Source organism: Pseudoalteromonas sp. MTN2-4, assembly GCF_042848605.1.
Lineage (GTDB): Bacteria > Pseudomonadota > Gammaproteobacteria > Enterobacterales > Alteromonadaceae > Pseudoalteromonas.
Map to the genome: position 1 here is coordinate 236,933 of NZ_BTGK01000004.1, position 21,051 is coordinate 257,983.

General features: G+C 41.3%; 31 protein-coding genes, 1 other RNA gene and 1 pseudogene. 28 read left to right on the top strand and 5 right to left on the bottom strand.

What is annotated here, in order from left to right:
- Nucleotides 1–59: 59 nt before the first annotated feature.
- Complete coding sequence (locus ACGHEH_RS12125) at nucleotides 60–917, top strand: hypothetical protein (protein WP_390445678.1); 858 nt, start codon at nucleotides 60–62, stop codon at nucleotides 915–917.
- On the opposite strand, the gene ACGHEH_RS12130 is transcribed toward ACGHEH_RS12125, so the two are convergent.
- Nucleotides 914–2,080, bottom strand: coding sequence for a tyrosine-type recombinase/integrase (locus ACGHEH_RS12130; RefSeq protein WP_390445681.1), 1,167 nt, complete (start codon nucleotides 2,078–2,080; stop codon nucleotides 914–916). The genes ACGHEH_RS12125 and ACGHEH_RS12130 overlap by 4 nt on opposite strands.
- Nucleotides 2,081–2,390: 310 nt before the next feature.
- Here ACGHEH_RS12130 and ACGHEH_RS12135 point away from each other — a divergent pair, with 310 nt between their 5' ends.
- The 4 genes from ACGHEH_RS12135 to ACGHEH_RS12150 are packed head-to-tail and all read left to right on the top strand — an operon-like array spanning nucleotide 2,391 to nucleotide 3,719.
- Nucleotides 2,391–2,639, top strand: coding sequence for a hypothetical protein (locus tag ACGHEH_RS12135; protein WP_390445684.1), 249 nt, complete (start codon nucleotides 2,391–2,393; stop codon nucleotides 2,637–2,639).
- 27 nt (nucleotides 2,640–2,666) lie between these two features.
- Nucleotides 2,667–3,236, top strand: coding sequence for a hypothetical protein (locus ACGHEH_RS12140; protein WP_390445687.1), 570 nt, complete (start codon nucleotides 2,667–2,669; stop codon nucleotides 3,234–3,236).
- Entirely contained in the window at nucleotides 3,236–3,547 is a 312-nt protein-coding gene (locus tag ACGHEH_RS12145; RefSeq protein ID WP_390445689.1) for a hypothetical protein, read from the top strand. Before ACGHEH_RS12140 ends, ACGHEH_RS12145 begins: the two co-directional genes overlap by 1 nt.
- A 25-nt stretch (nucleotides 3,548–3,572) precedes the next feature.
- Nucleotides 3,573–3,719 (top strand): hypothetical protein, encoded by a 147-nt coding sequence (locus tag ACGHEH_RS12150; protein ID WP_390445692.1) that lies wholly within the window; start codon nucleotides 3,573–3,575, stop codon nucleotides 3,717–3,719.
- Between the two features lie 24 nt (nucleotides 3,720–3,743).
- Here ACGHEH_RS12150 and ACGHEH_RS12155 read toward each other — a convergent pair whose 3' ends face one another.
- Nucleotides 3,744–4,115, bottom strand: coding sequence for a helix-turn-helix domain-containing protein (locus ACGHEH_RS12155; protein WP_390445694.1), 372 nt, complete (start codon nucleotides 4,113–4,115; stop codon nucleotides 3,744–3,746).
- A gap of 150 nt (nucleotides 4,116–4,265) precedes the next feature.
- Between ACGHEH_RS12155 and ACGHEH_RS12160 the strand changes: the two genes are divergently transcribed.
- The 8 genes from ACGHEH_RS12160 to ACGHEH_RS12195 are packed head-to-tail and all read left to right on the top strand — an operon-like array spanning nucleotide 4,266 to nucleotide 8,853.
- Nucleotides 4,266–4,484 (top strand): hypothetical protein, encoded by a 219-nt coding sequence (locus ACGHEH_RS12160; RefSeq protein WP_390445697.1) that lies wholly within the window; start codon nucleotides 4,266–4,268, stop codon nucleotides 4,482–4,484.
- A gap of 1 nt (nucleotide 4,485) precedes the next feature.
- Nucleotides 4,486–4,716 carry a hypothetical protein gene (locus ACGHEH_RS12165; protein ID WP_390445699.1) on the top strand — a complete coding sequence of 77 codons (231 nt, stop codon included), beginning with the start codon at nucleotides 4,486–4,488 and terminating at the stop codon, nucleotides 4,714–4,716.
- Nucleotides 4,713–4,910: a hypothetical protein gene (locus ACGHEH_RS12170; RefSeq protein ID WP_390445702.1), complete on the top strand. Its 198-nt coding sequence runs from the start codon at nucleotides 4,713–4,715 to the stop codon at nucleotides 4,908–4,910. The genes ACGHEH_RS12165 and ACGHEH_RS12170 overlap by 4 nt, the downstream gene beginning before the upstream one ends.
- Nucleotides 4,903–6,855, top strand: a complete 1,953-nt coding sequence (locus ACGHEH_RS12175; protein ID WP_390445704.1) for a replication endonuclease — start codon at nucleotides 4,903–4,905, stop codon at nucleotides 6,853–6,855. The genes ACGHEH_RS12170 and ACGHEH_RS12175 overlap by 8 nt, the downstream gene beginning before the upstream one ends.
- Before the next feature lie 3 nt (nucleotides 6,856–6,858).
- Nucleotides 6,859–7,089: a hypothetical protein gene (locus tag ACGHEH_RS12180; RefSeq protein WP_390445707.1), complete on the top strand. Its 231-nt coding sequence runs from the start codon at nucleotides 6,859–6,861 to the stop codon at nucleotides 7,087–7,089.
- Between the two features lie 4 nt (nucleotides 7,090–7,093).
- Nucleotides 7,094–7,642, top strand: coding sequence for a hypothetical protein (locus ACGHEH_RS12185; RefSeq protein ID WP_390445710.1), 549 nt, complete (start codon nucleotides 7,094–7,096; stop codon nucleotides 7,640–7,642).
- A 22-nt stretch (nucleotides 7,643–7,664) separates the two neighbouring features.
- Nucleotides 7,665–8,204 (top strand): hypothetical protein, encoded by a 540-nt coding sequence (locus ACGHEH_RS12190; protein ID WP_390445713.1) that lies wholly within the window; start codon nucleotides 7,665–7,667, stop codon nucleotides 8,202–8,204.
- Complete coding sequence (locus ACGHEH_RS12195; RefSeq protein ID WP_390445715.1) at nucleotides 8,185–8,853, top strand: hypothetical protein; 669 nt, start codon at nucleotides 8,185–8,187, stop codon at nucleotides 8,851–8,853. The genes ACGHEH_RS12190 and ACGHEH_RS12195 overlap by 20 nt, the downstream gene beginning before the upstream one ends.
- Nucleotides 8,854–8,877: 24 nt before the next feature.
- On the opposite strand, the gene ACGHEH_RS12200 is transcribed toward ACGHEH_RS12195, so the two are convergent.
- Both ACGHEH_RS12200 and ACGHEH_RS12205 read right to left on the bottom strand, forming a co-directional pair.
- Nucleotides 8,878–9,672, bottom strand: a complete 795-nt coding sequence (locus tag ACGHEH_RS12200; RefSeq protein WP_390445718.1) for a DUF2971 domain-containing protein — start codon at nucleotides 9,670–9,672, stop codon at nucleotides 8,878–8,880.
- A gap of 96 nt (nucleotides 9,673–9,768) precedes the next feature.
- On the bottom strand, nucleotides 9,769–10,746 hold the full coding sequence (locus ACGHEH_RS12205; protein WP_390445721.1) for a DUF2971 domain-containing protein: 978 nt from the start codon (nucleotides 10,744–10,746) through the stop codon (nucleotides 9,769–9,771).
- A gap of 573 nt (nucleotides 10,747–11,319) precedes the next feature.
- Here ACGHEH_RS12205 and ACGHEH_RS12210 point away from each other — a divergent pair.
- From ACGHEH_RS12210 to ACGHEH_RS12275, 14 genes are all read left to right on the top strand, one after another.
- Nucleotides 11,320–12,156, top strand: a complete 837-nt coding sequence (locus ACGHEH_RS12210; protein ID WP_390445723.1) for a major capsid protein P2 — start codon at nucleotides 11,320–11,322, stop codon at nucleotides 12,154–12,156.
- Nucleotides 12,157–12,166: 10 nt separating this feature from the next.
- Nucleotides 12,167–12,436, top strand: a complete 270-nt coding sequence (locus tag ACGHEH_RS12215; protein ID WP_390445726.1) for a hypothetical protein — start codon at nucleotides 12,167–12,169, stop codon at nucleotides 12,434–12,436.
- 2 nt (nucleotides 12,437–12,438) lie between these two features.
- A complete protein-coding gene (locus ACGHEH_RS12220; RefSeq protein ID WP_165385472.1) occupies nucleotides 12,439–12,591 on the top strand; it encodes a hypothetical protein in 153 nt (50 codons plus the stop codon).
- Nucleotides 12,588–12,785, top strand: coding sequence for a hypothetical protein (locus ACGHEH_RS12225; RefSeq protein ID WP_390445729.1), 198 nt, complete (start codon nucleotides 12,588–12,590; stop codon nucleotides 12,783–12,785). Before ACGHEH_RS12220 ends, ACGHEH_RS12225 begins: the two co-directional genes overlap by 4 nt.
- Nucleotides 12,772–13,149: a hypothetical protein gene (locus tag ACGHEH_RS12230; protein ID WP_390445731.1), complete on the top strand. Its 378-nt coding sequence runs from the start codon at nucleotides 12,772–12,774 to the stop codon at nucleotides 13,147–13,149. Before ACGHEH_RS12225 ends, ACGHEH_RS12230 begins: the two co-directional genes overlap by 14 nt.
- Nucleotides 13,139–14,689 (top strand): hypothetical protein, encoded by a 1,551-nt coding sequence (locus tag ACGHEH_RS12235; RefSeq protein WP_390445734.1) that lies wholly within the window; start codon nucleotides 13,139–13,141, stop codon nucleotides 14,687–14,689. The genes ACGHEH_RS12230 and ACGHEH_RS12235 overlap by 11 nt, the downstream gene beginning before the upstream one ends.
- A complete protein-coding gene (locus ACGHEH_RS12240) occupies nucleotides 14,689–15,306 on the top strand; it encodes a hypothetical protein (protein WP_390445736.1) in 618 nt (205 codons plus the stop codon). The genes ACGHEH_RS12235 and ACGHEH_RS12240 overlap by 1 nt, the downstream gene beginning before the upstream one ends.
- Complete coding sequence (locus ACGHEH_RS12245; RefSeq protein ID WP_390445739.1) at nucleotides 15,303–15,692, top strand: hypothetical protein; 390 nt, start codon at nucleotides 15,303–15,305, stop codon at nucleotides 15,690–15,692. Before ACGHEH_RS12240 ends, ACGHEH_RS12245 begins: the two co-directional genes overlap by 4 nt.
- Entirely contained in the window at nucleotides 15,689–16,603 is a 915-nt protein-coding gene (locus tag ACGHEH_RS12250) for a hypothetical protein (RefSeq protein WP_390445742.1), read from the top strand. The genes ACGHEH_RS12245 and ACGHEH_RS12250 overlap by 4 nt, the downstream gene beginning before the upstream one ends.
- A 2-nt stretch (nucleotides 16,604–16,605) precedes the next feature.
- Nucleotides 16,606–16,875 carry a hypothetical protein gene (locus ACGHEH_RS12255; protein WP_390445745.1) on the top strand — a complete coding sequence of 90 codons (270 nt, stop codon included), beginning with the start codon at nucleotides 16,606–16,608 and terminating at the stop codon, nucleotides 16,873–16,875.
- 57 nt (nucleotides 16,876–16,932) lie between these two features.
- A complete protein-coding gene (locus tag ACGHEH_RS12260) occupies nucleotides 16,933–17,340 on the top strand; it encodes a hypothetical protein (protein WP_390445748.1) in 408 nt (135 codons plus the stop codon).
- A 109-nt stretch (nucleotides 17,341–17,449) separates the two neighbouring features.
- Nucleotides 17,450–17,614, top strand: a complete 165-nt coding sequence (locus ACGHEH_RS12265; RefSeq protein ID WP_390445750.1) for a hypothetical protein — start codon at nucleotides 17,450–17,452, stop codon at nucleotides 17,612–17,614.
- Nucleotides 17,595–17,753 carry a hypothetical protein gene (locus tag ACGHEH_RS12270; protein WP_390445753.1) on the top strand — a complete coding sequence of 53 codons (159 nt, stop codon included), beginning with the start codon at nucleotides 17,595–17,597 and terminating at the stop codon, nucleotides 17,751–17,753. Before ACGHEH_RS12265 ends, ACGHEH_RS12270 begins: the two co-directional genes overlap by 20 nt.
- A gap of 109 nt (nucleotides 17,754–17,862) precedes the next feature.
- Entirely contained in the window at nucleotides 17,863–18,582 is a 720-nt protein-coding gene (locus ACGHEH_RS12275; RefSeq protein WP_390445755.1) for an abortive infection system antitoxin AbiGi family protein, read from the top strand.
- 131 nt (nucleotides 18,583–18,713) lie between these two features.
- Here the strand turns inward: ACGHEH_RS12275 and ssrA are convergent.
- Nucleotides 18,714–19,070: a transfer-messenger RNA gene (ssrA, locus tag ACGHEH_RS12280) on the bottom strand.
- 277 nt (nucleotides 19,071–19,347) lie between these two features.
- On the opposite strand from ssrA, the pseudogene ACGHEH_RS12285 reads away from it, so the two are divergent.
- A pseudogene (locus ACGHEH_RS12285) lies at nucleotides 19,348–20,837 on the top strand (DUF3360 family protein).
- The last annotated feature ends 214 nt before the right edge of the window (nucleotides 20,838–21,051 follow it).

Here is a 21,051-nt window from a genome sequence, read left to right on the forward strand (position 1 = left end):
CCGTTAAAAATATATTTTTTAGCTGAGAGATCAAAAAAACTATTGAGAAAAAATATTTTATGGAAAATAAAAAGTCATCTAAATATAACCAAGGCTTTCTAGGGGAAGAAAAATCCAACTGGCAAATAATAAAAACATTTGCCAGTATTTGTGCAATTTCAGTTTTGACTTATAAAATTGCTGTCACACCTGTAGATTTTAAATTAGATTTTCCGACATTACTTTCACTATTGCTAGCTTTCTTTTCTGTTGGTTTGTCTGCACTTTTTTATTTTAAAGCAACAGAGACTAGCAACAGTTTTTACGATAATACCCATAAATTTACGAGAGAGATTTCAATATTATTATCTAAAATTGAAAGTGGGTTTGGTGAAAGGTTGAAGCACCTTGACGAGAACTACTCGAGTGTAAGAGATTACATACATAATGGTAGTTCAGATTTTGAAGCTACAAATAAAAAGATTTTAGAAGAAATGGAGCTAGTAAAGAGGATTTCTAGAGAAAAAGATCAAATTCTTAAAGAGTTTTTGGATCAAACTCCAATGAAAGAAGAGGAGAAAGAATCTGTAATAAGTTCTTTAACAGAGAAGGATGAGAAAATACGCTCATTGGAGCTTGACATTAAAAACCTCAAAGCAAATGCACTAAAATCATCTATGCAAAATAGCCGACTTTTTTTTAATAGGGGTTTCAAAAAATATGTGTATGAAAATATTATTGTTAATTTAGAATATGAATCTGTGATAAATGAATCGATAGATGATGTAAATGAGCAGTTTGCTGGGTTTGAGCAAAATCTAGCAAGCATGTTCATAGAGGATTTAAAAAGTGCTGGCATCATTACAGATGAGAAAACCGTAACTAGGTTGGGTATACAATTCTTCAGAGAAGTTTTAAGAAATAAAGAGCCGCATTAGCGGCTTTTTTGGTCATGCTCTTTAATGTAATTCCCGTAATGCCTAAATAGCATTTCTGGGCTGTCATGCCCCATTTGTCGGGCAATCCACCATAAGTTTTTGCCTTGGCTGATTAGCATAGTGGCGAATGTGTGGCGGGCTTGGTAAGGGTGGCGGTATCTTACGCCGCTGGCGGTTAATACTGGCAACCATATATTTTTACGAATTTGCGCCGAGCCTGTCAGCTGGCGTTTTTGTTTTGGTTCAATGAAAACAAACTCATTGTTACCAGTTAATTCTTTTTGTGCTTCAAGTGCTGCAATAGCTTCGGGTTGTAGTTCAATCACACGATTACCAGCACGGGTTTTGGTGCCTTTGGTCACAGCCTTTTGTGAGCTTGAATCCCAAATAACGGCTTCACACACTTTTAGTTCTTCATTGATTAAATCTACGTCTACCCATTGCAGTGCGGCGGATTCTGATGGGCGAATGCCTGTATAAAACAGCACAGTAAGTAAATTGAGCTCTAATTCATTTCTGGCGCTCTTGAGTATTGCGCTGATCTCTTTAGGGCGGAATGGGTCAACGTCTTCATGTTTTCCGCGTGTTGTTACTTTATTAATTTTATCCATGTATTGATGGGGCTTTACCGAAGCGCATGGGTTTAACTTCAATGCACCATCGACAACGGCTTCATTCAATGCGGAGTTTAAAACGCTTAGCCTGTTTCGCATTGTTTTAAGCGTAACGCTTGAACCTTTAATGTATTGCTTAATATTTGCGGGTGTAAGCTTAGACGCTTTAATGTCATGCAATGGGGCTAAAGCTCTCTTAGCTTTTAAATAGCCTTCAATGGTAGACACACTTAAACCGCGCTTTTTAGCGTGTTCAATGTATTCATTTAAATAGTCTAAAACGGTAGCGTTTGCAGACGAATTGAGTTTTTTAGCTTTGGGTGAGTCGGGGAAGTATTCAGAATAAACAAAGCGTCCAAGCAATATCATTCGCTCAACTTCCTTTTTAAGGCCAAAAGCATAGTCCCAATCTGTTTTCAGTTCGGGGTTTAATCCTTTGAGTGGTTCGCGGCATCGTTCACCTTGGTAGGTGAACGATATATATAACCGTTCACCACCTTTTAGTTCGCGTGTAAATACGCCTTTGTATTTGTCTGACCTGATGCCCATTTGTTCACTTCTTCTAGATTGATCCAACGTCCTTTGCTGCCTTTTGGTACATTGTAGTGCACCCCTTTAATCCAATGTTTTCGTTTTATCCTCTCGTCGATTGTTGTTTTTTCTTCCCCAAATCTTTCTAAGTAAAGGTGCTGGGGTATCCAGGTCACAGAAAAAGATATGTGATTAAGCATTTTTAATCCCTCAAGTCTAATAAGTTGTTAATTAAGCGCTTCTAACTAAATTAAAAGCTTGTTTACTGTGATATATTAAATTCACCAAAATGATACTGGTTGTATCATTTTGTGCAAGGTGGTACTCTTTGTCAAGTCTGAGTATCTTTTTTGTTTTTGTGATAACTGAGGTATTTATGAAAGGAAATAGTAAAAATCTAGTAGTATTGGGAACAAGCAGCCTTAGGTTGGTTATTGGCGGTATTGGAACAGACCCATTTGACCCAAAGCCACCTAAGAAAACAGAAAAAGAGAAACAGCCAGTGTTTATCGGTAATGAGCCTATCATGATTGGAACAGACCCATTCGACCCAGAAAAACCAAAAGGCGATGGCTAAATTCTTTTAACAATAAGGAGATAAAGAGTGTTTGATAATCCGCAACAGCTCAAAAGTATTTACACAATAGGCTATTACTCAGGGCTGATATCTACAGTTGTGGGCTGCTTAGCGATATACATTAAGACCCAGTGCACTCCAAAAGAGTTACTCGGTAGGCGATATAATCACTACTATCAAGAAGAGATCAGTAGCTTTATTTCATATTTGATGGTGGTTTTGGTCTACTTAGCAAATAATGCCGTGATGTATTTTTCTGAGGGTTTGCATACAGCAATTGACCATTGGGCTACATCAGCATTTATTGTTTATATGTTTAAAGTGTTGTTTGAGTTGCTTCTGGTTGTCGGCATTGTTATTTCTCATAAGAAATCATCAATACAACACTCTTTGCTAACTAGAATTATCTGTTTGGGTTCTATTTTCTTGGCTTTCTGGCACTTCTTAAGAGCCTTTGACTATATTGTTTTTGAGACACGTTTGTTAGATAATTGTTACTCAATGGTTGTGGTTGCGGTAACTGTGGTTGTTTCAGGATTTATGGTTGCTTACGCATTTCTATACGCAAAAACAAAAGCAAAGGAGAAGTATGCTTAATGACATGGGTTGCGTTCATAACGTTTGCTGCAGTGACAATTTGTTGCGGTATAGCGATATCTTTCTATTTTAAATTTTCTAAAAAAGCTTATGTAAATCAACCAAACGAAGCGCGTTTTGTTAGGTTGAGTTATCAATATCGTGATGCGATGCGGGAGAAAAACATCGATACGCGATTAGCGAAGTTAGAAGCATTTGAGTCTGACTTACTTGATGCGATTGAAGAGCATGAAGAAATGGAGTCATTGAACAAAGACAGTAACGTGAGTTACATCAATACTTCTAAGTCTGTTTTTAAAAAGGTTGTTTAATTAAGCCTGATGTATAAGGAATATTATGTTTGTAATTGAAAAGAATGATTTAAAGAAAATAAGTGGCGGGACAAATGGTAGTGGGTTAGACCCTAAAGTAAAGCCATCGGGGTTTTCTAAAGTTTTTACGGGTGGTAATGGCGTGATTCCTCCAAGTAAAAAGAAAGATTAAAAAAAGGAGCATTTGCTCCTTTTTTTATGCTTCTTTTTGTTCATCTAAGCCGTTGGCTTCATCTTCAAAGGAGGACATTAAAAGCTTTTTGATTGATGATACTTCGGCTTTGTACTCAACAAGTCCAACTTGGGCTAACCTTGGTAGCCAAATATCTAACACTTTCTCTAAGTCATCAACACTTACTGAGCCGCTACTATCAGGGAAGTAGTTAATGCGCATTTCTAGTTTTTGTGACAACGCTTCTAACTGGTCAACATTAATTGCTGATCTTCCTGAGAAATAATGACCAACAGCACCTCTGGTGGTAACTCCAAATACATCTAATAAGTCACTTTGAGTAATCCCTAACTCTTTCATTCGCTTTTTAGCAATCGACGCCCAATACGGTTCCATTTCTTTGAAATCTCTCAATAAGAAAACTATCTCTAGGATACTGTGCGTATCTAAAACTATCAAATTTTTATTATCACTGCTTGACGAAAAATAAAACTAAAGATACTCTCAGTATCTAATGTATACACGAGGTATCTTTGAGGTGTTTTTATGGATCTTAAGCAGTGGTATTCAAGTTTGAATAAAACAGAAAAAGGAAAAGCCAAAACTGCTCTTTCCCAAGTTATCGAGGGAAGCGTACACACAGCGCGTTCTTATTTGGTTGGTGCAAGGCCAATTCCTTTTAAGCATGCAATCGACATTTGCAGAATGACAGACGGTAAAGTCACATTGACTGAACTGGCTCAAAGTGAAAAGGAGCGAGTTTAGTATGAGCAATCAAGTGATCACTTCTCTCATAACTGACCCAGCGCATTGGGACTATCAACTTTCTAAATTGCGTGAGTTCAAAAGCAATATGCGCATTCACATTCAGAAAGCAAAGCAAGCGGAGCAAGTAAAGCCGCAACCTTCACAAAACAATTCAATGTTTCATGGACCTAACTTAAGACGGCAAGCTTTGCGCATGGCGGCTAGAGCTAACCAAAGGGTAGTGCTATGAGTCGCGAAGCATTTATCCAAAAATTAGCTCAACAACAAGCAGATAACGACAACCGTATTATTCCCGATTCTAGCGATTACCTAACAGCGGAATTAATTGCCCAGCAGCATGAGTCTGCACATATCGGGTTCGGTCACGATTCGTTTTACTTGGTTTCGCCTGTAGGCATGGTCGAGGTTGAGTGTCGTGATTAACGAACGTTCTTTACCCATTGCATGGGAATTAGTCGGCGAAGCAAGCGAGCGCAAAATGCAGCCTATCTGCATTACTGCAAAGGCGCCGTTTTGCTTCTCTCAGTTTGGTTTTGACGAAACAGCCGAATACGTAAAAGCGCAATTAGCCAAAATCCCAACTTCTCGATTGCGCCGACTTGCGGCCAAGCAGTATGCAAAGCGTTTTCATTCGACTACAGCCAAGAACCCAGAACGGTCGGCAAATATCTTTTTACGAGAAACGGTTAAGCGGGTAACAGAAGTAATAGCCCGTTCACCGTTAACCGTAACAGAGTTAAATAACAAGAAACGCAGACAAGAAAAGGCCAAGCAATTGGCGTCTATTTGCGACCTAATGAGCATCGTGAATTTTGATATGAGCATGAAACTAGAACAGGCTGAACAGCTTGTTTTTGGTGTTTATATCAAACTGCATGATTTTGCATTAAGCCAAGGTATTAACCCGCCAGCACAAGCCACATTCAACGCGGCTAAATCTGTTTATTCGAGTAAGCAATGGCAGCCTTGCAATACTGATTTACTTGCAACTCGACTAGAGCGAGCGATTAGACGAATGACCAACGATAAATGGTGGTTAGGGCGCTTAAATCGTTTACGCGATATGACTTTAGAGCATTTGAATATAACCATGGGCTTGGTGAATAAGCGTGTTTCACCTTATGCCAGCCGTGATGCAGTAATGGAGTTTAAAAACTCAAAGCGTAAACAGAATGAATGGTTAAAAGCCATGATTATCGAAGCTGAAGACGGCACAGAGTTAAGCCTTGCTGAAGTGTTTAAGTCGTCAGTTGCTAACCCAGAATTAAGACGAATTGAATTAATGGTGCGCGTTCGAGGGTATCAAGAATGGGCAGAGAAACACGGGCTTATTGCCATGTTTTACACGGTAACTGCTCCCTCAAAATATCATGCAAATAGCGCTAAATATGGCAACTACACGCCACGCGATACCCAAGCTTATTTGGTAAACCAATGGGCAAAAGTACGCGCCACATTAGCAAAAGACGATGTTGAATTTTTTGGTTTAAGAGTGGCCGAGCCACATGCCGATGCAACCCCGCATTGGCACATGCTTTTATTCATGCGTAAAAACGACGAACCGCAAATCACAAAAGTGATCAAAAGCTTTGCTTTGCAAGATGACCCGAACGAAAAGGGCGCTGCTAAAAACCGTTTTGATAAAGAGTTTATCGACCCAAGCAAAGGCTCAGCCGTTGGCTATATCGCTAAGTACATTTCAAAGAACATCAACGCCAATCACATTGAGGGCGAAATAGACGAAGAAACAGGCATGCCATTTGAGAGCGAAGATGGTTTAGCCGTTAACGTGCTTACTTGGGCGAGTCGTTGGCGTATTCGCCAGTTTCAGTTTATCGGTGGTGCGCCTGTTGGCTTATGGCGTGAGTTTAGACGCGTGAAAGTTGAATCGGTCGATAAGCTAACCGAACTCACTAAAGAGATATTTGAAAGCGCGGATAATTCCCGCTTTGCTAAATTCATCGAATTACTTGGCGGCGCCTTTACTCGCCGTTCAGAGTTACCCGTTCAACTCGAAAAAGAGCTAAGCGGCATAAACGAGTACGGCGAAGACAAAATTCGTGTAGTGGGCTTTAGAGAGCGCACCAAGTCTTTCATTACTCGCGCCATGCAATGGCGCCTTAAAAAAGCCGAGACATCGGCGTCTCGGAGCACTGGAAATAACTGTAACCAGCCCGCCCATGATTGGCAAATTGGGCATGGTGAAAAGCTAAATCCTATCTGTTTTATACCCATTGAGTTGCGCGACATGGTAATGCGCGGCGCAACTTACCTAGAAACCGACGAAGACAACCAGCGAATAACCCAATTTAAGGTTAAAAACGGTTTTCTCGTTGAAGAAACCTATCAACTCGACCCTGCAGGATGACCCATGGAAACCATTCTTAGTAATTTTAAAAAGTGTATTGAGCTTAAACAGCAATCAGAAAAGCTCGGCAAGCTGCAAATCACCAAAAAGGCCGAACTGGCAGAGCAAGCCGTAGGCGTATCGCTTTCTGTAATTGGCGGCCTGATTGACCAGCAAACCCAAACCAAGCGCGATTTAAACAGTGCCTTAAAACGCTTAAAAGTCGCAGAAGATAAATTGGCAAATTTGGAGTAAATACATGAACACTTACACCGGTAAAACCGAGCCTAAAAACGGCGGCACTGTGCCACTACGCGATAGTAAAAACCCTGTTTTGGGCGTTTTTGTTCACCATTGCGGTAATATTGCGACCGTTCATCAACCTAAAGGTCAAAAATCGCATTTACGATATTTGCATTGTGATACATGCGGGTGCGACCAAGCCAGTGGCGCCGAGTACCAGCAAAGAATACGCGAAAACACCTTTGCAAACCTTGAAGAATTAGCCGCATTTGAAAAACAAGAAATAACGGTTATAGAAACCCCTAAAACCGTTATTGAAGAAACGCCAGAAACCGCGCCAGCCGTGACCGAAACGGTTATTGAACCCTTGCCAGAAATAGCGCCAATCACGGAGCAAACGCCAGAACCCGAAAAAACGGTTTCAGAACCATCAAAAACGGTAGAAAACACCGTTTTTCAACCTAAACCTGATGTGCCAGCACCTAAGCCAAGTAATTCTAAAACTATCGCGTTATTCGCGGGTTTTGGGGCGTTGTTTGGTGGCCTATTAGCACTTGTACGATAAATAAAAACCTTAAGGATAAACGATGACCGATAACACAAACCCAGAAACCCAAGTCGAAGAACTGCAAACAGAACAACTCGACGAAATAGACGAGCAAATGGCCGCAGCCATGCTTAAAGATTTAGCCGAAGCTGATAACGAGCAAGAACTAGATTTTGACCCGACTCAATATGAGGGTTTAGACCCAGAACAAGCCGCCATTCAACAAACAGCCGATATTCTTATGACAGAAGAGGGCTCGGCAGCCATGGCGGCCGATGGTCTAGATATGATTGAAGACATGATCCGAGAACATGTTCACCCCGATTTTGTTATCAAAGACACGTCTAAAAAAATGGGCGCCGCCCGAATGAAACCGCTAATTCAAAAGTACGCGCCAGCCGCAGCGGGGTTACTTGGTAATTACAAAGATGAGATATTAGGCGCCGTTTGGCTAGGTTCGTTTATGTTTAGTTCTGTAAAACAGATTAAGCAGTTAAAAGCGCGCGATGCGCAAGCCAAAAAAGAAACGGAGCAAGTTGAGCAAAACGAGGTGGCAAGCGATGTTGATGCAACCCATTAATTCTAATAATGCGCTGAGTGCTTTGCACTGTTTGTATGTTGGTGGCACTGGCAGCGGTAAGACAACTGCAGTTAAGTTGTTGCCAACAACCAAAGCTACAGACCAAATTTTATTTTGGGACCCACATGAAGACTACAGCGGCAAGTTTAAAGGCCGTATTGTAAGACGTTATAAATCGTTTACTAAATTCTTCAAGGCCGCAATAGCAGGGCGCAAAACTCAAAGCGGTTTTAAGATTGCGTTAACGGTACCAGAAACCCGCGAAAACTTTTTGCGCTTTTGTGAAATCGTCAAAGCGTTGGGTGATGGTAAACACAAAAAACAACTGCATGCGGTGTGTGAAGAAGTCCCCCAAGTCACCGAGTCACTAGGCAAAGAAAAGGGCGCCTATGGCTGGCTGTTAGCCGTAGGCCGTAAATTTGGTATTGTGGTACACTCAGTTGGTCAGCGTGTGGTTGAAATGAGTAAAACCACGCTATCGCAAAGCATCTACAAATGGGTAGGCATGCAAGCGTCTATTAAAGACGCCATGCGAATGGCCGAGGAATGCGATATTCCTTTGAAAGATATTAAAGCACTTAAGAAGCTCGAGTATTTTTACAAGTCCCCAGGTATTGGGAATGTGGAGTTTGGAAAGTTGAGAGTTTAGGAAAAGCCGCGTTATGCGGCTTAGTTAGTTAAGATTGGCTAGTTCTATCTTGTAATCAGAAGTATGAATTTTAGCTAATAGTATCTCTGTGTCTGGATAGTGCTCATCTCTTAGTTTTATAAGCTTAACCCGTTCATCCTTAGGCATCCTTTCACCAATAATAATTTTTTTAAGAGCTTTTTTAGAGTACCTGAAGTTACCAATGCCATTTATTGAAACCATTCTAAACTCTTTCTCATGACTAAATGTTGTATGTTTAGTTGTGAAAATTTCGACTAGTTTTGCATTCACGTATTCGTGCGAAATCTTCGCCATTTGAATATCGATAACGTTTTCTTTATAACGTACAAAGTCTCCAGCAGTTTTAGTATTATTCAGATTGTTAATTGAATCTTTTAATTCAAAATAATCGAACTCAAGGCAAAAACCTCTTCCTCCATCGGCGTACATAGACCAAAAAAATAGCCCCTTAAAAGCATCCTGCTCGTGAGTTAAGGATAAAATGCCAATATTATTTTTATGGTTATCTAGGGAGTTATTAAATGCCTTTCCAGCATGATCTTCAATATACCTCAAGGCCCCGTCGAACTTTTCAGTAATAATATTGACCTGTGTAGTTGCCCTATCGATATCATTATCATTATTTTTTAAAGCAACGTTGATAGCATAGCTTTTTAACTCTTCATCAGTACTTCTTATGAGCTTATATTTACACTCAAATGGATCATTGAATGATTCATAATGAGCGAAGTAGAGTTGGCCATCAGCTAAATTATTTAAACTGAAATCATTAACTTGTCTGAATTTGTATACGTACAATCTATGTCCTTATGCACTTTGATGCTTATGAGTTATGTAGGGTTATCTCTAAATTTTATTGATTTATTGTAAAGGTTGAACTTAATTTCATTAAAACTATCGGTATGTAGATTTTGAAAAGCTGATATGTTCAAACTTTGAAAACTTTGTGTTTATAGGCCTGCTTTCCTCAGTTAAATCTCTTACTTCCTCCAATAAGTGGTCATATTCTTTGGAAAGAAAGTTTTTGAAGTCTTTTGAGTCAATCTTAAGCCGACATTTAGGGCCTATAATCAGTTCCTCAACAGCATCTGGAGAAAATGAGTGCTCAAAATAAGAAATTATGTTGCCATTTACACATCTATACTTTGCTGAGTCAAAGTTCTTAGCTTGGTAAATTAGACGAACTTCTTCTTCCTCAATAAAACTTTCATTTTTAAATATCAGAGGTAAGTTTGATAAGTTCTCAAGTACATACTTTGAGATTTGATTATTTTGCTCTTTTTTAAGAGGTATAGAGTTATTTATTGATAATAAGTTATAGGTATTATCGAGTACTTTATTCTGAAAATCCTTGATAAAATCTTTGCATCTTAGAACTTGCTCGTCGTATTTATATATAACTTCTTCGACGCTTTTTCGTACATCTTGACCAAGATGAAAATCCTGTTTAGGTTGAAGTTTGTTCCTATTGAAACCAATCGCTATACCTTTCCCGTCATCGCCATAACCTCGCCATTGGCTAAGCTTATCTTTGCAATGTGAAAAACAGCAGATATGAGGTGATACATGACTAGAGCTCAACGCTAGTACTAAATTAATCTGGGAGATAATATGTTTATGTATGTCATCAAGTCCCTCTTGAATTTCAATAGAACACTCATTTATTGACTCTGGGTATTTTTCGTATATGTCACTTACTTTTAATGGGATATATTGTTGAGCTTCTTTAAGTGCAGGTAAATGCAAGACGCCCTCATGGGAGTCATTCATTTCAGTAAGGCTACTCACCCATAATGTTTTAGACCGTAATATATTTAAGAAACCTTCAACAGACGTGTAGTGATAAATAATTTCGGAGTTTTCCTTGCTCATAATCAGCTCTTTTTACTTCATTTTTCAGCTAATTTAACCTATTAGGTCCCCCAGACTCAAACACCATTGACCAAAACCGTTTTTTCTCCCTACCTTAAAACCCACATTTGCAGCAACACGAGTCAGCTAAAGACTGAAACACACATTATGAAAATTTACTCACTTGTAGCCTTAGGCTCCGCTATTACTGCTTTTGTCATTGTAAAAATCGCTAAAGGAACAAAGCATGTTCAGGAAGTGGAATCCTAAATTCCTTTTTGGTGGTTACGACCCTGTTATTCGAGACGGTGATTTAGTCGACTTGGAAAAAAAGCGTAAAGAGCGGTTACACACCAAAAGGCAAAAAAAAGCCAAGCGTAGGCTTACAAATAAACGCAGACGCGCTCGCGGTTCGGTCAGTATCGGGGGCAATCTAGGACGATTTAGCAAATACCAAAGGGAACTTTATTAATGACTGCTAAAAACAAAACTTACTTAATCACAGCGGGTATCGCGACAGTAATCGCGGCGGTGGTTGTTTGGGCATCTAATAACGTAGATGCAGTTGAAGATGTAATCGGCTAAGGAGCTGGCATGAGTCTTATTAAATCAGTTCGACCGTCTATGATTCAGCTACCTAGCCCAACGGGTACGGGGTTCGGTGAAGAATGGTCGATTAAATTGCAATCGGGTTTGACCTATCACATGGTCGAGCTTGAAACCAATTTAGTAAACGTCGAAACAATCAAAAAAATCACCATTGATATTGGTGGCGTACCGGTTGTTTCAGTGACTAACAAAATGCTCGATGTGCTTGATAAAGCCTATAAGCGTTATCGCAAAACAGGCCGTTTTGTACTTGACCTATCTAAGTTCGATTATCGTACCCCGCAGGGTATTTACCAAACGCAATTGGTGACAACGTTAAAAGACGATGTGACGTTAAAAATTGAGTTCGGTGAAAAGGGCACAAATGATCCGAATGTACCAACGTTAAGCGCAAAAGCGTACGTGTCGAATACTGACCGTGTAGGTCGTGTTTTCAAACCAACACGCTATGAGCTAGTGCAACACGCAGCCGCAGCGGGCGACCATGAATGGACGATGCCAAACACTGGCTTAAATCGTTTCATTCAGCGTATGGTGTTTGAAGAATCAGAAGTCAAAATCAACAAGATTAAGGTTAAGCGCGGTTCGCGTGTAATCGAAACCTTGACGCGTGAAGACATTGAATATGGCCTTAAGCGCTATGCCGATGTTGACCCGCAAGACGGTTATTTGCTGCTTGATTTTACTTTGTTTGGTTTTGGTTCAAACGGTGCACTACCAAGCGCGGGTATTAGCTTCGAGTTTGAAGTAGACAAAAACGGCGCGATTAAAACGTACGTTGAAGGCTTCGACCAGCTAGTCAACACGCAGCCAGCAATGTAAGGGGGTTGTTATGTGGGCGGATTTATGGGACGACGCTTTAGAAATCGCGGGTGACTTGGGTAATACCGTTGTTAACGCGGTGGTTGAAGTGGAGAAAGAAAAAGCGCGCCAGCCCGAAACCCTAAAGCAAGCAGAGCCAATTAAGGGAAAACGCGTTGACGGGTCAACGGTTGTTGCACAGCCGACTCCGCAAGCGCCAGCGTCATGGATGACACCCCAAAACATGATGATAGGCGGGGGCATTGCCCTTGCCCTCATTCTCGTTTTAACGCGGAGGTAACGATGCCAGTACCTTTATTAGTTTGGCCTGCGGTGGCGGGCGTAACGGGATTTGTTGCGGGTAGTGCTATGGGTGGTTTTGCTAAAAGCTTGGTGCGCTTGGCGGTGGTTGGTGGTATTGCCTATATGGGTTATCACACGGTAATTAAAAAATGATGTTACCGCAAAGCTTCTCAAACACTGGGCAAATGCCTATCAAGGGCGGCGATGCTAAGTCGGGCATTGGTGACAGTGCGTTTACCAATCATGGCAAGTTGGGCGGGCTCAACTACAACAAAGGCATTCCGCAATGGGTTATCTATACCGCTATTGGGTTAGCAGCGTTCTGGGTGATAAGTGGAAAGCGTTAAGCTCACTAAGCCCATTTTAAAAGTGTTGCGGCCAGCACTGCACGGCGCAAAAGGGACAATTAAGCGCGAAATATTGCAGGGAATAAGCAAGCTATACAAACACAAGGATTTGTGGATTGTGACTCGCAAGGAGCAAAGCGAGTTTGTGATAGTTGCGGTAGCTGGTCGCGGGCTTTTATATGCTGTTCCGCATTTAATCCGCTTGGCAGAGCAACATAATTGTACGTCTATCAGGTGGCACACGCGCAACCCCAATGCAATCAAGCATGGGTTTAAGCATTTGCCCGCTGAATTGATAGAAGTAAGAAAAGGACTTTTTCACAATGATGAATATGTTTACAGGTTGGTGCTAAATGGGTGGTAAAAGTAGAAGTACGCAAAAAACCTCTAGCAGCCAACAAACAACCAACATTGTAAATGATGGTCAATTTGCTGGGGCAAGTGGTGTTGACGCGTCTAGAACGGACATTGACTATGAAGTCGATAATTCCGTTCGATATGACCTCGACCAAGACATAGATAATTCGGTTCGAAATGACTATGACCTTGACCAAGATATAGATAACTCAGTTCACTACGATTTAGACCAAGACATCGACAATTCGCAGCATCTCGACCAAGACATTGACAATTCAGTCGAAATGAATGGTGAGTTTGCGGGCGTAACTGGCAATGTAAGTGTGTTAGACGGTGGCGCAATTGAAGCGGGCATGGATGTTGCCCTTGCTGGCATGGATGCCGCAACCGATGCCATGCGTATCGGTGGTGACTTAGGCGAACACGCCTTAAGTGAAATGGGTAATTCAGTCGATGCAATGGCAGGGATTGCCAGTGACTCATTCGACTTTGCACAATCGGGCATGGATAGCATGGCCGATGTATCAGGCCAAGCGCTTGGCGTGTCTGAATATGCACTCGATGAAATGGGCGATTTGTCGGCCGATGCCTTAAGTGAAATGGGCAGTACAACCAATAACGCATTGCAGTTGGCTGAATATGGCATGGGTGAAATGGCGGGTGTAACCAGTGACGCATTTAACCTTGTCGGTGATGTGTCAGAAGTGGCGCTCGAATCAAATACCCAACTATCAGAAAACGCATTGACTGAAATGGGTAATTTGTCGGTTAGCTCTATGGATTTAGCCGAACACGCCATAAGTGAAGCGTCAGACGTAAATCGTGACTTAGCAAACAGCTATCTATCAGCGGTTACCGATGCCAGTGCCAGCAATGCTGATTATATGGCAACGGTTACGAGCGATAACTTAAGCGCAATGGGTGACTTATCAAGCCATGCCATTGACTCAAACAGTGATGTTTCACTTTCAGCACTTGAGAATATGGGCGGTGTTACCAGCGATAACTTAAGTGCAATGGGTGATTTATCGAGTCATGCCATTGATGCAATGAATGGGCTTGCGGGTGAACTTGGTACAGGCAATCAAGCACTCATGAATAACATGGGTGAGCAATTAACCGAGGGCTTTGGTCAAGGTGTTAGCACCATTGCAGCACTGAGCGATAACACAAGCACCACGCTTGCAAATAGCCACCAAGCAAACCTAGAAGTAATTGCCAATCTATCGGGTGATGTTTTGTCGAATAATCAAAACCTCATTAACTCGATGACCAGCAATCTAGGTGATGCACACAGTCAGAACTTAGCGTCATTAGCTGATACACAGCAAAACATTGGTGAGTTTTTGGCTGATGCCACCAAAGACAACATAAACGCCAATAGTGCCGCATTAACCCAAGTGGCCGCGCTGGCAAAATCAACCAGCTTGCAAGGCCAAGATTTAGTGGCCGACTCAGCAAGTAAAATGATTAAGTATGTGTCGATTGCCATGGGTGTTGGTGTCTCTGTTATTGCTGTTGCAATGGTTATGAGAGGGGGCAAATAATGTCTAAATTAGTATTAGCAGCGGGCAGTGTTCGCGCTCTCCAAGTGACAAAACGATGGTTTAACTTGCTCAATGCTACGCACCCGTTTGTCATTCGTTTTGACCAAGAAGAAGTGGTCGGCATGGTTGGCCGTCAATATGATTTTGGTGACATTCAGCGCATTGAAATTCATAACAGCGGTGATGATGAATTGCACCTCGAATATGAGATTGCAAATATTCACATTACCAGCGTAGCAGACGGCAATGTCAAAGTTGTGAATTCAATCAGTGTTGATGAAATCAAACAGCCCGTTGATGCCAAAATCGACCACGAAGTAAAAGTCTTAGCTCGCTCAGAAATCGGGCAAGAAATTAACACGCTTGATGATATCGAGATTCAACCACATTCACGCATACAGGTCATTGGTGCAAGTGAAAGCAGAGCTGAATTAATGGCTAAAAACATAAGCGCGACTTCTTCTGTTGTTCGCTTTGGTGGTTCGCAAGTAAGTAATTCAAACGGTTTGCCTGTTGTGCAAAACGGCACGTTTGTTTTGTCTAACGGTGCGGCCGTTTACGCCTATAACACCAGTGACAGGGTGGCAAAGGTGTCATTGCTTGAGGTGATGCAATGAGTTATCTAGTTGAACCCCAAACAAACGCCAGTATGCTGGCTGAAATCTTAATGCAGATAGACCCAGCGCAACATGATGCGGTCTATCTCATGAATCAAGTATTTGAGAGTCAGGTTGTTAACTCAAAAGCCATTCTAGGCCTGCAAAAACACAGCTTAGATAGTGCCCGAACAGATAACGACTTTAAGGAAGCAATCGCCAAGCTTGCCGAAAAATCTCTACTTCACAAGGTAGAGCTGGGCAACTTATCAGATGCGGTTGTATCACTCGCAAAACTTGGGCTTACAAATGGTTTGTATGCCAAGCAACTACATGGAGCCGTAGAGCAAAACGCGACTACAGGCTTAAAACAGTTACACGCAATTATTAAGGATGATATTAAATGAATGATATCCCACAAATTTCAGAGTTAGTCGAAGTTGGTCATGAGCTAATCGACGACTATCGCGGTGGTGCCGTGGCTCGAATGAAAGCCGAGCATGAGCAAACACTTCAAACGCTAGAAACAGAAAAGCAAACTGCTTTAAGTAAATTCAATGAAGATACTAGTCAGGCAGTGCAAGAAGTTGAATCGCTCAAAACTCAAGTTATGACCGACAACAACCAGCAGCTTGCAGAGTTCAAAGCCAAGTATCAAGGCTCTACGGCTTTGGATTTGCTTACTATGCCAATCAATAAAAATGCTTTCTTGATTGCAGATGAAAGCGGCGACCCTTTGCATGGCTATGGATCTGCAGGTGATATAAATATCTCAGCGGTTCACCCTTACACAAAAGGGTTTGAGGGGCCGTATTTAGAGAACCCGCCAGCGAATGTTGCTACTTCTTTGGAAGCTGCTACAGAGTCGACACCATTTTATTTTGGTCGTCACTTTAAAGGGCCGCGCGTATTCCGTGGTGGCTTATTTGGTGGTTGGGGCGGCTTACCGACTAATAACCACGGCCATTTATTGAAAGTGCATAAACCTGCTGGTGAACAGCACAGCTATTTACACCGTCTATTGATTCCAGTTGATAATCTGAAACGTTCTAAAGTGCGTTTGAGAGGTTATGTTTATATCTCTAAAGGGCCGCTTTCTTTCAATGCTGGTGTGGTTGACTCAAACACTAAAGTTAACGTTCCAAGTGCGGGAGAATGGCACTTTATTGATGAAATTATCAATTCCAGCACTGTCACATTTGGTTATTGCACAATCGTTTTAGGTCATGCGGAGGAATGTGAAATGTATTTTGCAATGCTAAACATTCATGCCGTTCAAGGTGATAGCAACGCAACACTAATTAACAGGGAGTTTTAAACATGGAAGTTAGATATCAAGGTGAGAGCATCAAGTTGCGCTCTGCTCATTCAATTCAGGAAGTTGCTGTGTTGCTAGGTGCGCCCAGCATTGAAAGCATTGAAGTGATTTACACACTCAATGAAATTCATCAACTTAGAGCAAAAGCCTATAAAGCGGAATCAGACTCGCTCTATATGGCTTGGCAATTCGACCAAACGCCAGAAGCTGAGCAAGCTTGGCGCGCTAAGGTTGAAGAAATCAAAGCGCGCTATCCAAAACCAGCGGCTTAAGCCATGTCTAAACCACTCATAGCAGCCGTAGGGCTGCTAATTTTAGGAGTTGTATTCATGGCAACAAATAAACCGCGCAATGTGCGCAACAACAACCCGCTCAACATTCGCGCCAATGGCATCGAGTGGAATGGGGCAGTGGGTGACGATGGCGAGTTTGTGAAGTTTGAATCGCCCGAAATGGGTTTTCGTGCGGCATACAGAACACTGATGACGTACCGCAACAAACACGGCTTAACCACAGTCGAGGGTATCATTAATCGCTGGGCACCAAGTTCAGAGAACCACACAGAAAGCTATATTGATTTTATTCATTCACGCTTAGGTACGAGTCGAGCATGGTTTTTTGATGATGAAATCCCACTCGATAAATACCCGCAGCTAATTTTAGCTATGGCTGATTTTGAGGGCGCAAAGGGCGCATTCAACCTCACTCAAGTTCAGCGAGGTATCGCACTTGCTTAATACAAAATGGATGATCACCACAGTCGCGGGTGCAGTGCTTGGCGCATTTGTGGTGTATCAAATTAAAAAACGTACCAAAGGGATTTTGGACGATGACTAAGGGGGCAGGATGCCAGACACAGCAACAATCGCTATTCTTATCCAAATTGGGGTAGGGGTGGCAACAGTCGCAGCCGTTCGCACGGATGTTGGGTGGCTTAAGCAAGGAATGAAAGAGCTTAAGGAACGAGTAACCAAACTGGAGAACAAAAAACATGTTAAGCACTCTGGGTAAATACCTATTAACCAAACTCGCAACCGAAGTATTCATCAAGCGCGTTTGTCTCGCCACAGCCAAGCACTTGGCAAGCAAGACAACTAACAAGCTAGATGATGAATTGGTCGGCGCATTGGATGATGCGTTAAACAGATAAAAGAAAGCCGCTTATTAGCGGTTTTTTTAATTTTCTAAATCAGATTGCTTGTATATAAAATTAAAATTTATATATGATTGATTTTTATTGCAAATTGAAGGGATTATTAATGCGTTCAAAATCTAGAAATCTATTTCATTTTACGCCTAAGTTAGAATTTTTAGAGAGTATTTTAGAAAATGGCTTTTATCCAAGGTTCTGTTTGGAAGACGCAAGTACTCTAGATTATTACAAACAAGACTTTATCGCTTACCCGATGGTTTGTTTCTGCGACATTCCGCTTTCTAAAATAAATGAACATACGTTATTTTACGGATCATATGGAATAGGTTTGAAACGCTCATGGGGTAACAAAAACAGACTTGCACCTGTTATTTACTCGTCTGTGGATAGCCCTATAAATGATTTGGCAAGATCATTAGTAAAAAAAATGCTTATAGACAATCCTGATGGATTACAAGAAGAAGTTGACGCAAAAAACCTTCTTTCTTTAATCAAGCCCATAGAAGGTAAAATGATTATTGACAACAAGGAAGTTCTTAAAGAATTTTACTTGGAAAATGAATGGAGGTTTGTTCCAAATAACCTAAGTGCTATACCTAAAAATAGTTTTTCGGCTCTTAGAGATCAGGGTAACAAGGAACTTGAAAGCACCGAACCTTTAAAGTTTACAATAGATGATATTCAGTATGTATTTTTAAAGGAAGAAAAAGAGATTCCACACATGGTAGATAAATTATCTACCATATTTTCTAGTGAACCTCCTTCTGCATTGAAGTTGTTGTTCACTAAAATTATATGTCTCGAAACTTTGCTATCAGATATTTAATCTAAATTCCGAGGGACAAAAACGTGACAAATCATGCCACATTTACGTCCCCATTCACACACCATTCAAATCCCAGAAAAACAAAAACCCTATCAAAAACAGTGTTTTGATAGGGTTTTGATATTGCTATTTGGTGGAGCTGGGGGGATTTGAACCCCCGTCCAGAAAGCGTCGACCTTCGGTCCTACATGTTTAGTATCGTCTATTGGTTAACCTTTAAGTCTCGGACGAACACGATAAATAAAGGCGAGGCCGCTTAGTTTTAGCCCTTCAACCCCGGCCAGGGTTTCCGTAGCGATCTTGTGTAGGGTGACACTCCAGAACCAGAACCACAAGCATTTCTTGGAGGAGTGCTAGCGGGCTATTATGCCGCTAGAGCGTAGTTATCGTCGTTTGCGATTACTTTAAATGCGGCTTTTTTACGAGGCCAACCGCCCCTCGACATGCACCTCAGGCTTCATGAATCCTGTCGAATCCTAATCAGCCCCTGAATTTGTATTCAGAGTCACAACGTGACTTAGTAAATGCATTCTAACGTCTATAAATTTGCTTCGCAATCATTAATCACTTTAAAAGTTGTCATTAATTAATGAGTTGGCTGATATTTATGCGGGTTGTTGGTTAGTTGAGCTATTTGTAGCAGTTAATAGTCGAACTCATTAAATTATAAGACGAAATACTCGACTTATTGCAAAGCTCTTTTCAAATTTGGTTGTTTTATTCTTGTTATATCAAATTACACCAACATCTGAAGTAGGAGATGTGATGACAACTCCCAATTTAGATAACAGTAGCAAGTTAGCACCTCAAGACAGTTATCAAAATTTACACCGTGCAAGTTAAGAATTTAAAACACGCGACGAATATCTAGAGCATGAATTGCAAATCATGCAGCCAAAACGATGGCGTCCAAACCTGCCTTTTAAAGATTACCGATTTGAATTAGAAGACACTATTCCAGCTATGGCGGGGACCATAGGTAAAATTGTGATGGTAGGCGCAATGCCGCAACATTGGCCGCACCTTTAGGGCTAGGCGAAGGCTTTATTCTTGAAAATGTGCGCTATGAGTTATTGATAGTCGCTTTATTTATTTTGCTGTTTTCTGGTTTTCTATTACCAACCGCAAACTTAGCAGGTACCTATGGGCCTTTAATTCCTCTTATTCCTATTGTGGTTGCGGCGGGTGGTCACCCGATGGCGTTTGGTTTGCTCATAAGGGCATTTGGTTTATTAGTGGCAATCAGTAAAGGCGGGAGTGTTTTGGCTGGGCTTACCAGTCGGGGGGTATGTGGTGGTTTGCTCTTATACCTCGGCTTTATCGGCACAACCTCACAAGTTAAGAAATTGTTTGCGTGGGTTGAAGGCATTGAAATGTCACGTATCGCTTTCATAATTATTCTCAGTACAATCGTTTTATATGCATTATTAGAGCACTTTAAAAAGCGTTGGCTGGCGGTGCCATTAAGCTGTTTACTTGGCGGTGGTGTTGCTTTTGCTCTTGGCGCGCCATTTGAGTTTAAAACTGGACCTGGCTTACCAAACATGAACCCTATGTATTGGTGGGGTGAAAACACGGGTTGGATGCTAGGTTTACCTACGCTTGAAAGCTTTATTGTAGTACTGCCTTTTGCCATTTTAGCTGTCGCTATGTGGTCACCAGACTTCTTAGGTCATCAAGTTTTTCAAAAAATCAGTTATCCGGCCCGTACTGAAAAAGTACAAATGAACATTGACGATACGATGACGAGTGCGTCTATACGCCAGACGTTCGGCTCTATTTTAGGTGGTGCTAACTTCACCTCATCTTGGGGGACTTACATTGTGCCAGCAGCTATAGCGAAACGTCCAATTCCTGCTGGTGCGATTTTAACGGCATTGTTTTGTGTCATTGCTAGTATCTGGGGTTACCCAATGGATTTAGCCATTTGGCAGCCAGTATTATGTGTAGCCTTAATCGTTGGAGTGTTTATTCCTTTGCTTGAGGCGGGTATGGAAATGACGCGACAAGGTAAAACAACTCAGTCAGCAGCCATTGTTGTTTTCTCGTCCGCATTGGTTAATCCTGCGTTTGGTTGGTCTTTGACTATGCTGTTAGATAATTTAGGTTTAATTGGCTGTAAGGAGCGAAGTAAAGAGCTGAGCTCAATGAACCGCTGGATCATTCCACTTATTATGTTTGTGGTGTTAACCGGCGTGATGGCACTTGTTGGCTTGTTACCGGGCTTACCTGCAATTATGCCGAGTTTTAGATAGGCTCTTAAATAGCGGAGGGCTAGTCCCTTCGCTTGCTCTTCATATTCTTATCACATGTATTTGTCATATTCTTTTGTTACTTTGTCTCGTTAATTTAATCTTTAGTCGATTTTTCATCTTATTTGTGGTTTTCTTGTTTCTACATTAGTTACATTTGTAAATTAATCCTTTATTCGTAAATTGCATTTCAGCTATAAAGAGTTCTTTTTTATAG

Excerpts from the sequence above, each read along its gene's own strand:
- ACGHEH_RS12125 (WP_390445678.1), top strand. The coding sequence starts at position 60 with ATGGAAAATAAAAAGTCATCTAAATATAACCAAGGCTTTCTAGGGGAA.
- ACGHEH_RS12130 (WP_390445681.1), bottom strand. The coding sequence starts at position 2,080 with ATGGGCATCAGGTCAGACAAATACAAAGGCGTATTTACACGCGAACTA.
- ACGHEH_RS12145 (WP_390445689.1), top strand. The coding sequence starts at position 3,236 with ATGACATGGGTTGCGTTCATAACGTTTGCTGCAGTGACAATTTGTTGC.
- ACGHEH_RS12150 (WP_390445692.1), top strand. The coding sequence starts at position 3,573 with ATGTTTGTAATTGAAAAGAATGATTTAAAGAAAATAAGTGGCGGGACA.
- ACGHEH_RS12155 (WP_390445694.1), bottom strand. The coding sequence starts at position 4,115 with ATGGAACCGTATTGGGCGTCGATTGCTAAAAAGCGAATGAAAGAGTTA.
- ACGHEH_RS12160 (WP_390445697.1), top strand. The coding sequence starts at position 4,266 with ATGGATCTTAAGCAGTGGTATTCAAGTTTGAATAAAACAGAAAAAGGA.
- ACGHEH_RS12165 (WP_390445699.1), top strand. The coding sequence starts at position 4,486 with ATGAGCAATCAAGTGATCACTTCTCTCATAACTGACCCAGCGCATTGG.
- ACGHEH_RS12170 (WP_390445702.1), top strand. The coding sequence starts at position 4,713 with ATGAGTCGCGAAGCATTTATCCAAAAATTAGCTCAACAACAAGCAGAT.
- ACGHEH_RS12180 (WP_390445707.1), top strand. The coding sequence starts at position 6,859 with ATGGAAACCATTCTTAGTAATTTTAAAAAGTGTATTGAGCTTAAACAG.
- ACGHEH_RS12185 (WP_390445710.1), top strand. The coding sequence starts at position 7,094 with ATGAACACTTACACCGGTAAAACCGAGCCTAAAAACGGCGGCACTGTG.
- ACGHEH_RS12190 (WP_390445713.1), top strand. The coding sequence starts at position 7,665 with ATGACCGATAACACAAACCCAGAAACCCAAGTCGAAGAACTGCAAACA.
- ACGHEH_RS12195 (WP_390445715.1), top strand. The coding sequence starts at position 8,185 with ATGTTGATGCAACCCATTAATTCTAATAATGCGCTGAGTGCTTTGCAC.
- ACGHEH_RS12205 (WP_390445721.1), bottom strand. The coding sequence starts at position 10,746 with ATGAGCAAGGAAAACTCCGAAATTATTTATCACTACACGTCTGTTGAA.
- ACGHEH_RS12210 (WP_390445723.1), top strand. The coding sequence starts at position 11,320 with ATGAGTCTTATTAAATCAGTTCGACCGTCTATGATTCAGCTACCTAGC.
- ACGHEH_RS12215 (WP_390445726.1), top strand. The coding sequence starts at position 12,167 with ATGTGGGCGGATTTATGGGACGACGCTTTAGAAATCGCGGGTGACTTG.
- ACGHEH_RS12220 (WP_165385472.1), top strand. The coding sequence starts at position 12,439 with ATGCCAGTACCTTTATTAGTTTGGCCTGCGGTGGCGGGCGTAACGGGA.
- ACGHEH_RS12225 (WP_390445729.1), top strand. The coding sequence starts at position 12,588 with ATGATGTTACCGCAAAGCTTCTCAAACACTGGGCAAATGCCTATCAAG.
- ACGHEH_RS12235 (WP_390445734.1), top strand. The coding sequence starts at position 13,139 with ATGGGTGGTAAAAGTAGAAGTACGCAAAAAACCTCTAGCAGCCAACAA.
- ACGHEH_RS12240 (WP_390445736.1), top strand. The coding sequence starts at position 14,689 with ATGTCTAAATTAGTATTAGCAGCGGGCAGTGTTCGCGCTCTCCAAGTG.
- ACGHEH_RS12245 (WP_390445739.1), top strand. The coding sequence starts at position 15,303 with ATGAGTTATCTAGTTGAACCCCAAACAAACGCCAGTATGCTGGCTGAA.
- ACGHEH_RS12250 (WP_390445742.1), top strand. The coding sequence starts at position 15,689 with ATGAATGATATCCCACAAATTTCAGAGTTAGTCGAAGTTGGTCATGAG.
- ACGHEH_RS12255 (WP_390445745.1), top strand. The coding sequence starts at position 16,606 with ATGGAAGTTAGATATCAAGGTGAGAGCATCAAGTTGCGCTCTGCTCAT.
- ACGHEH_RS12260 (WP_390445748.1), top strand. The coding sequence starts at position 16,933 with ATGGCAACAAATAAACCGCGCAATGTGCGCAACAACAACCCGCTCAAC.
- ACGHEH_RS12265 (WP_390445750.1), top strand. The coding sequence starts at position 17,450 with ATGCCAGACACAGCAACAATCGCTATTCTTATCCAAATTGGGGTAGGG.
- ACGHEH_RS12270 (WP_390445753.1), top strand. The coding sequence starts at position 17,595 with ATGTTAAGCACTCTGGGTAAATACCTATTAACCAAACTCGCAACCGAA.
- ACGHEH_RS12275 (WP_390445755.1), top strand. The coding sequence starts at position 17,863 with ATGCGTTCAAAATCTAGAAATCTATTTCATTTTACGCCTAAGTTAGAA.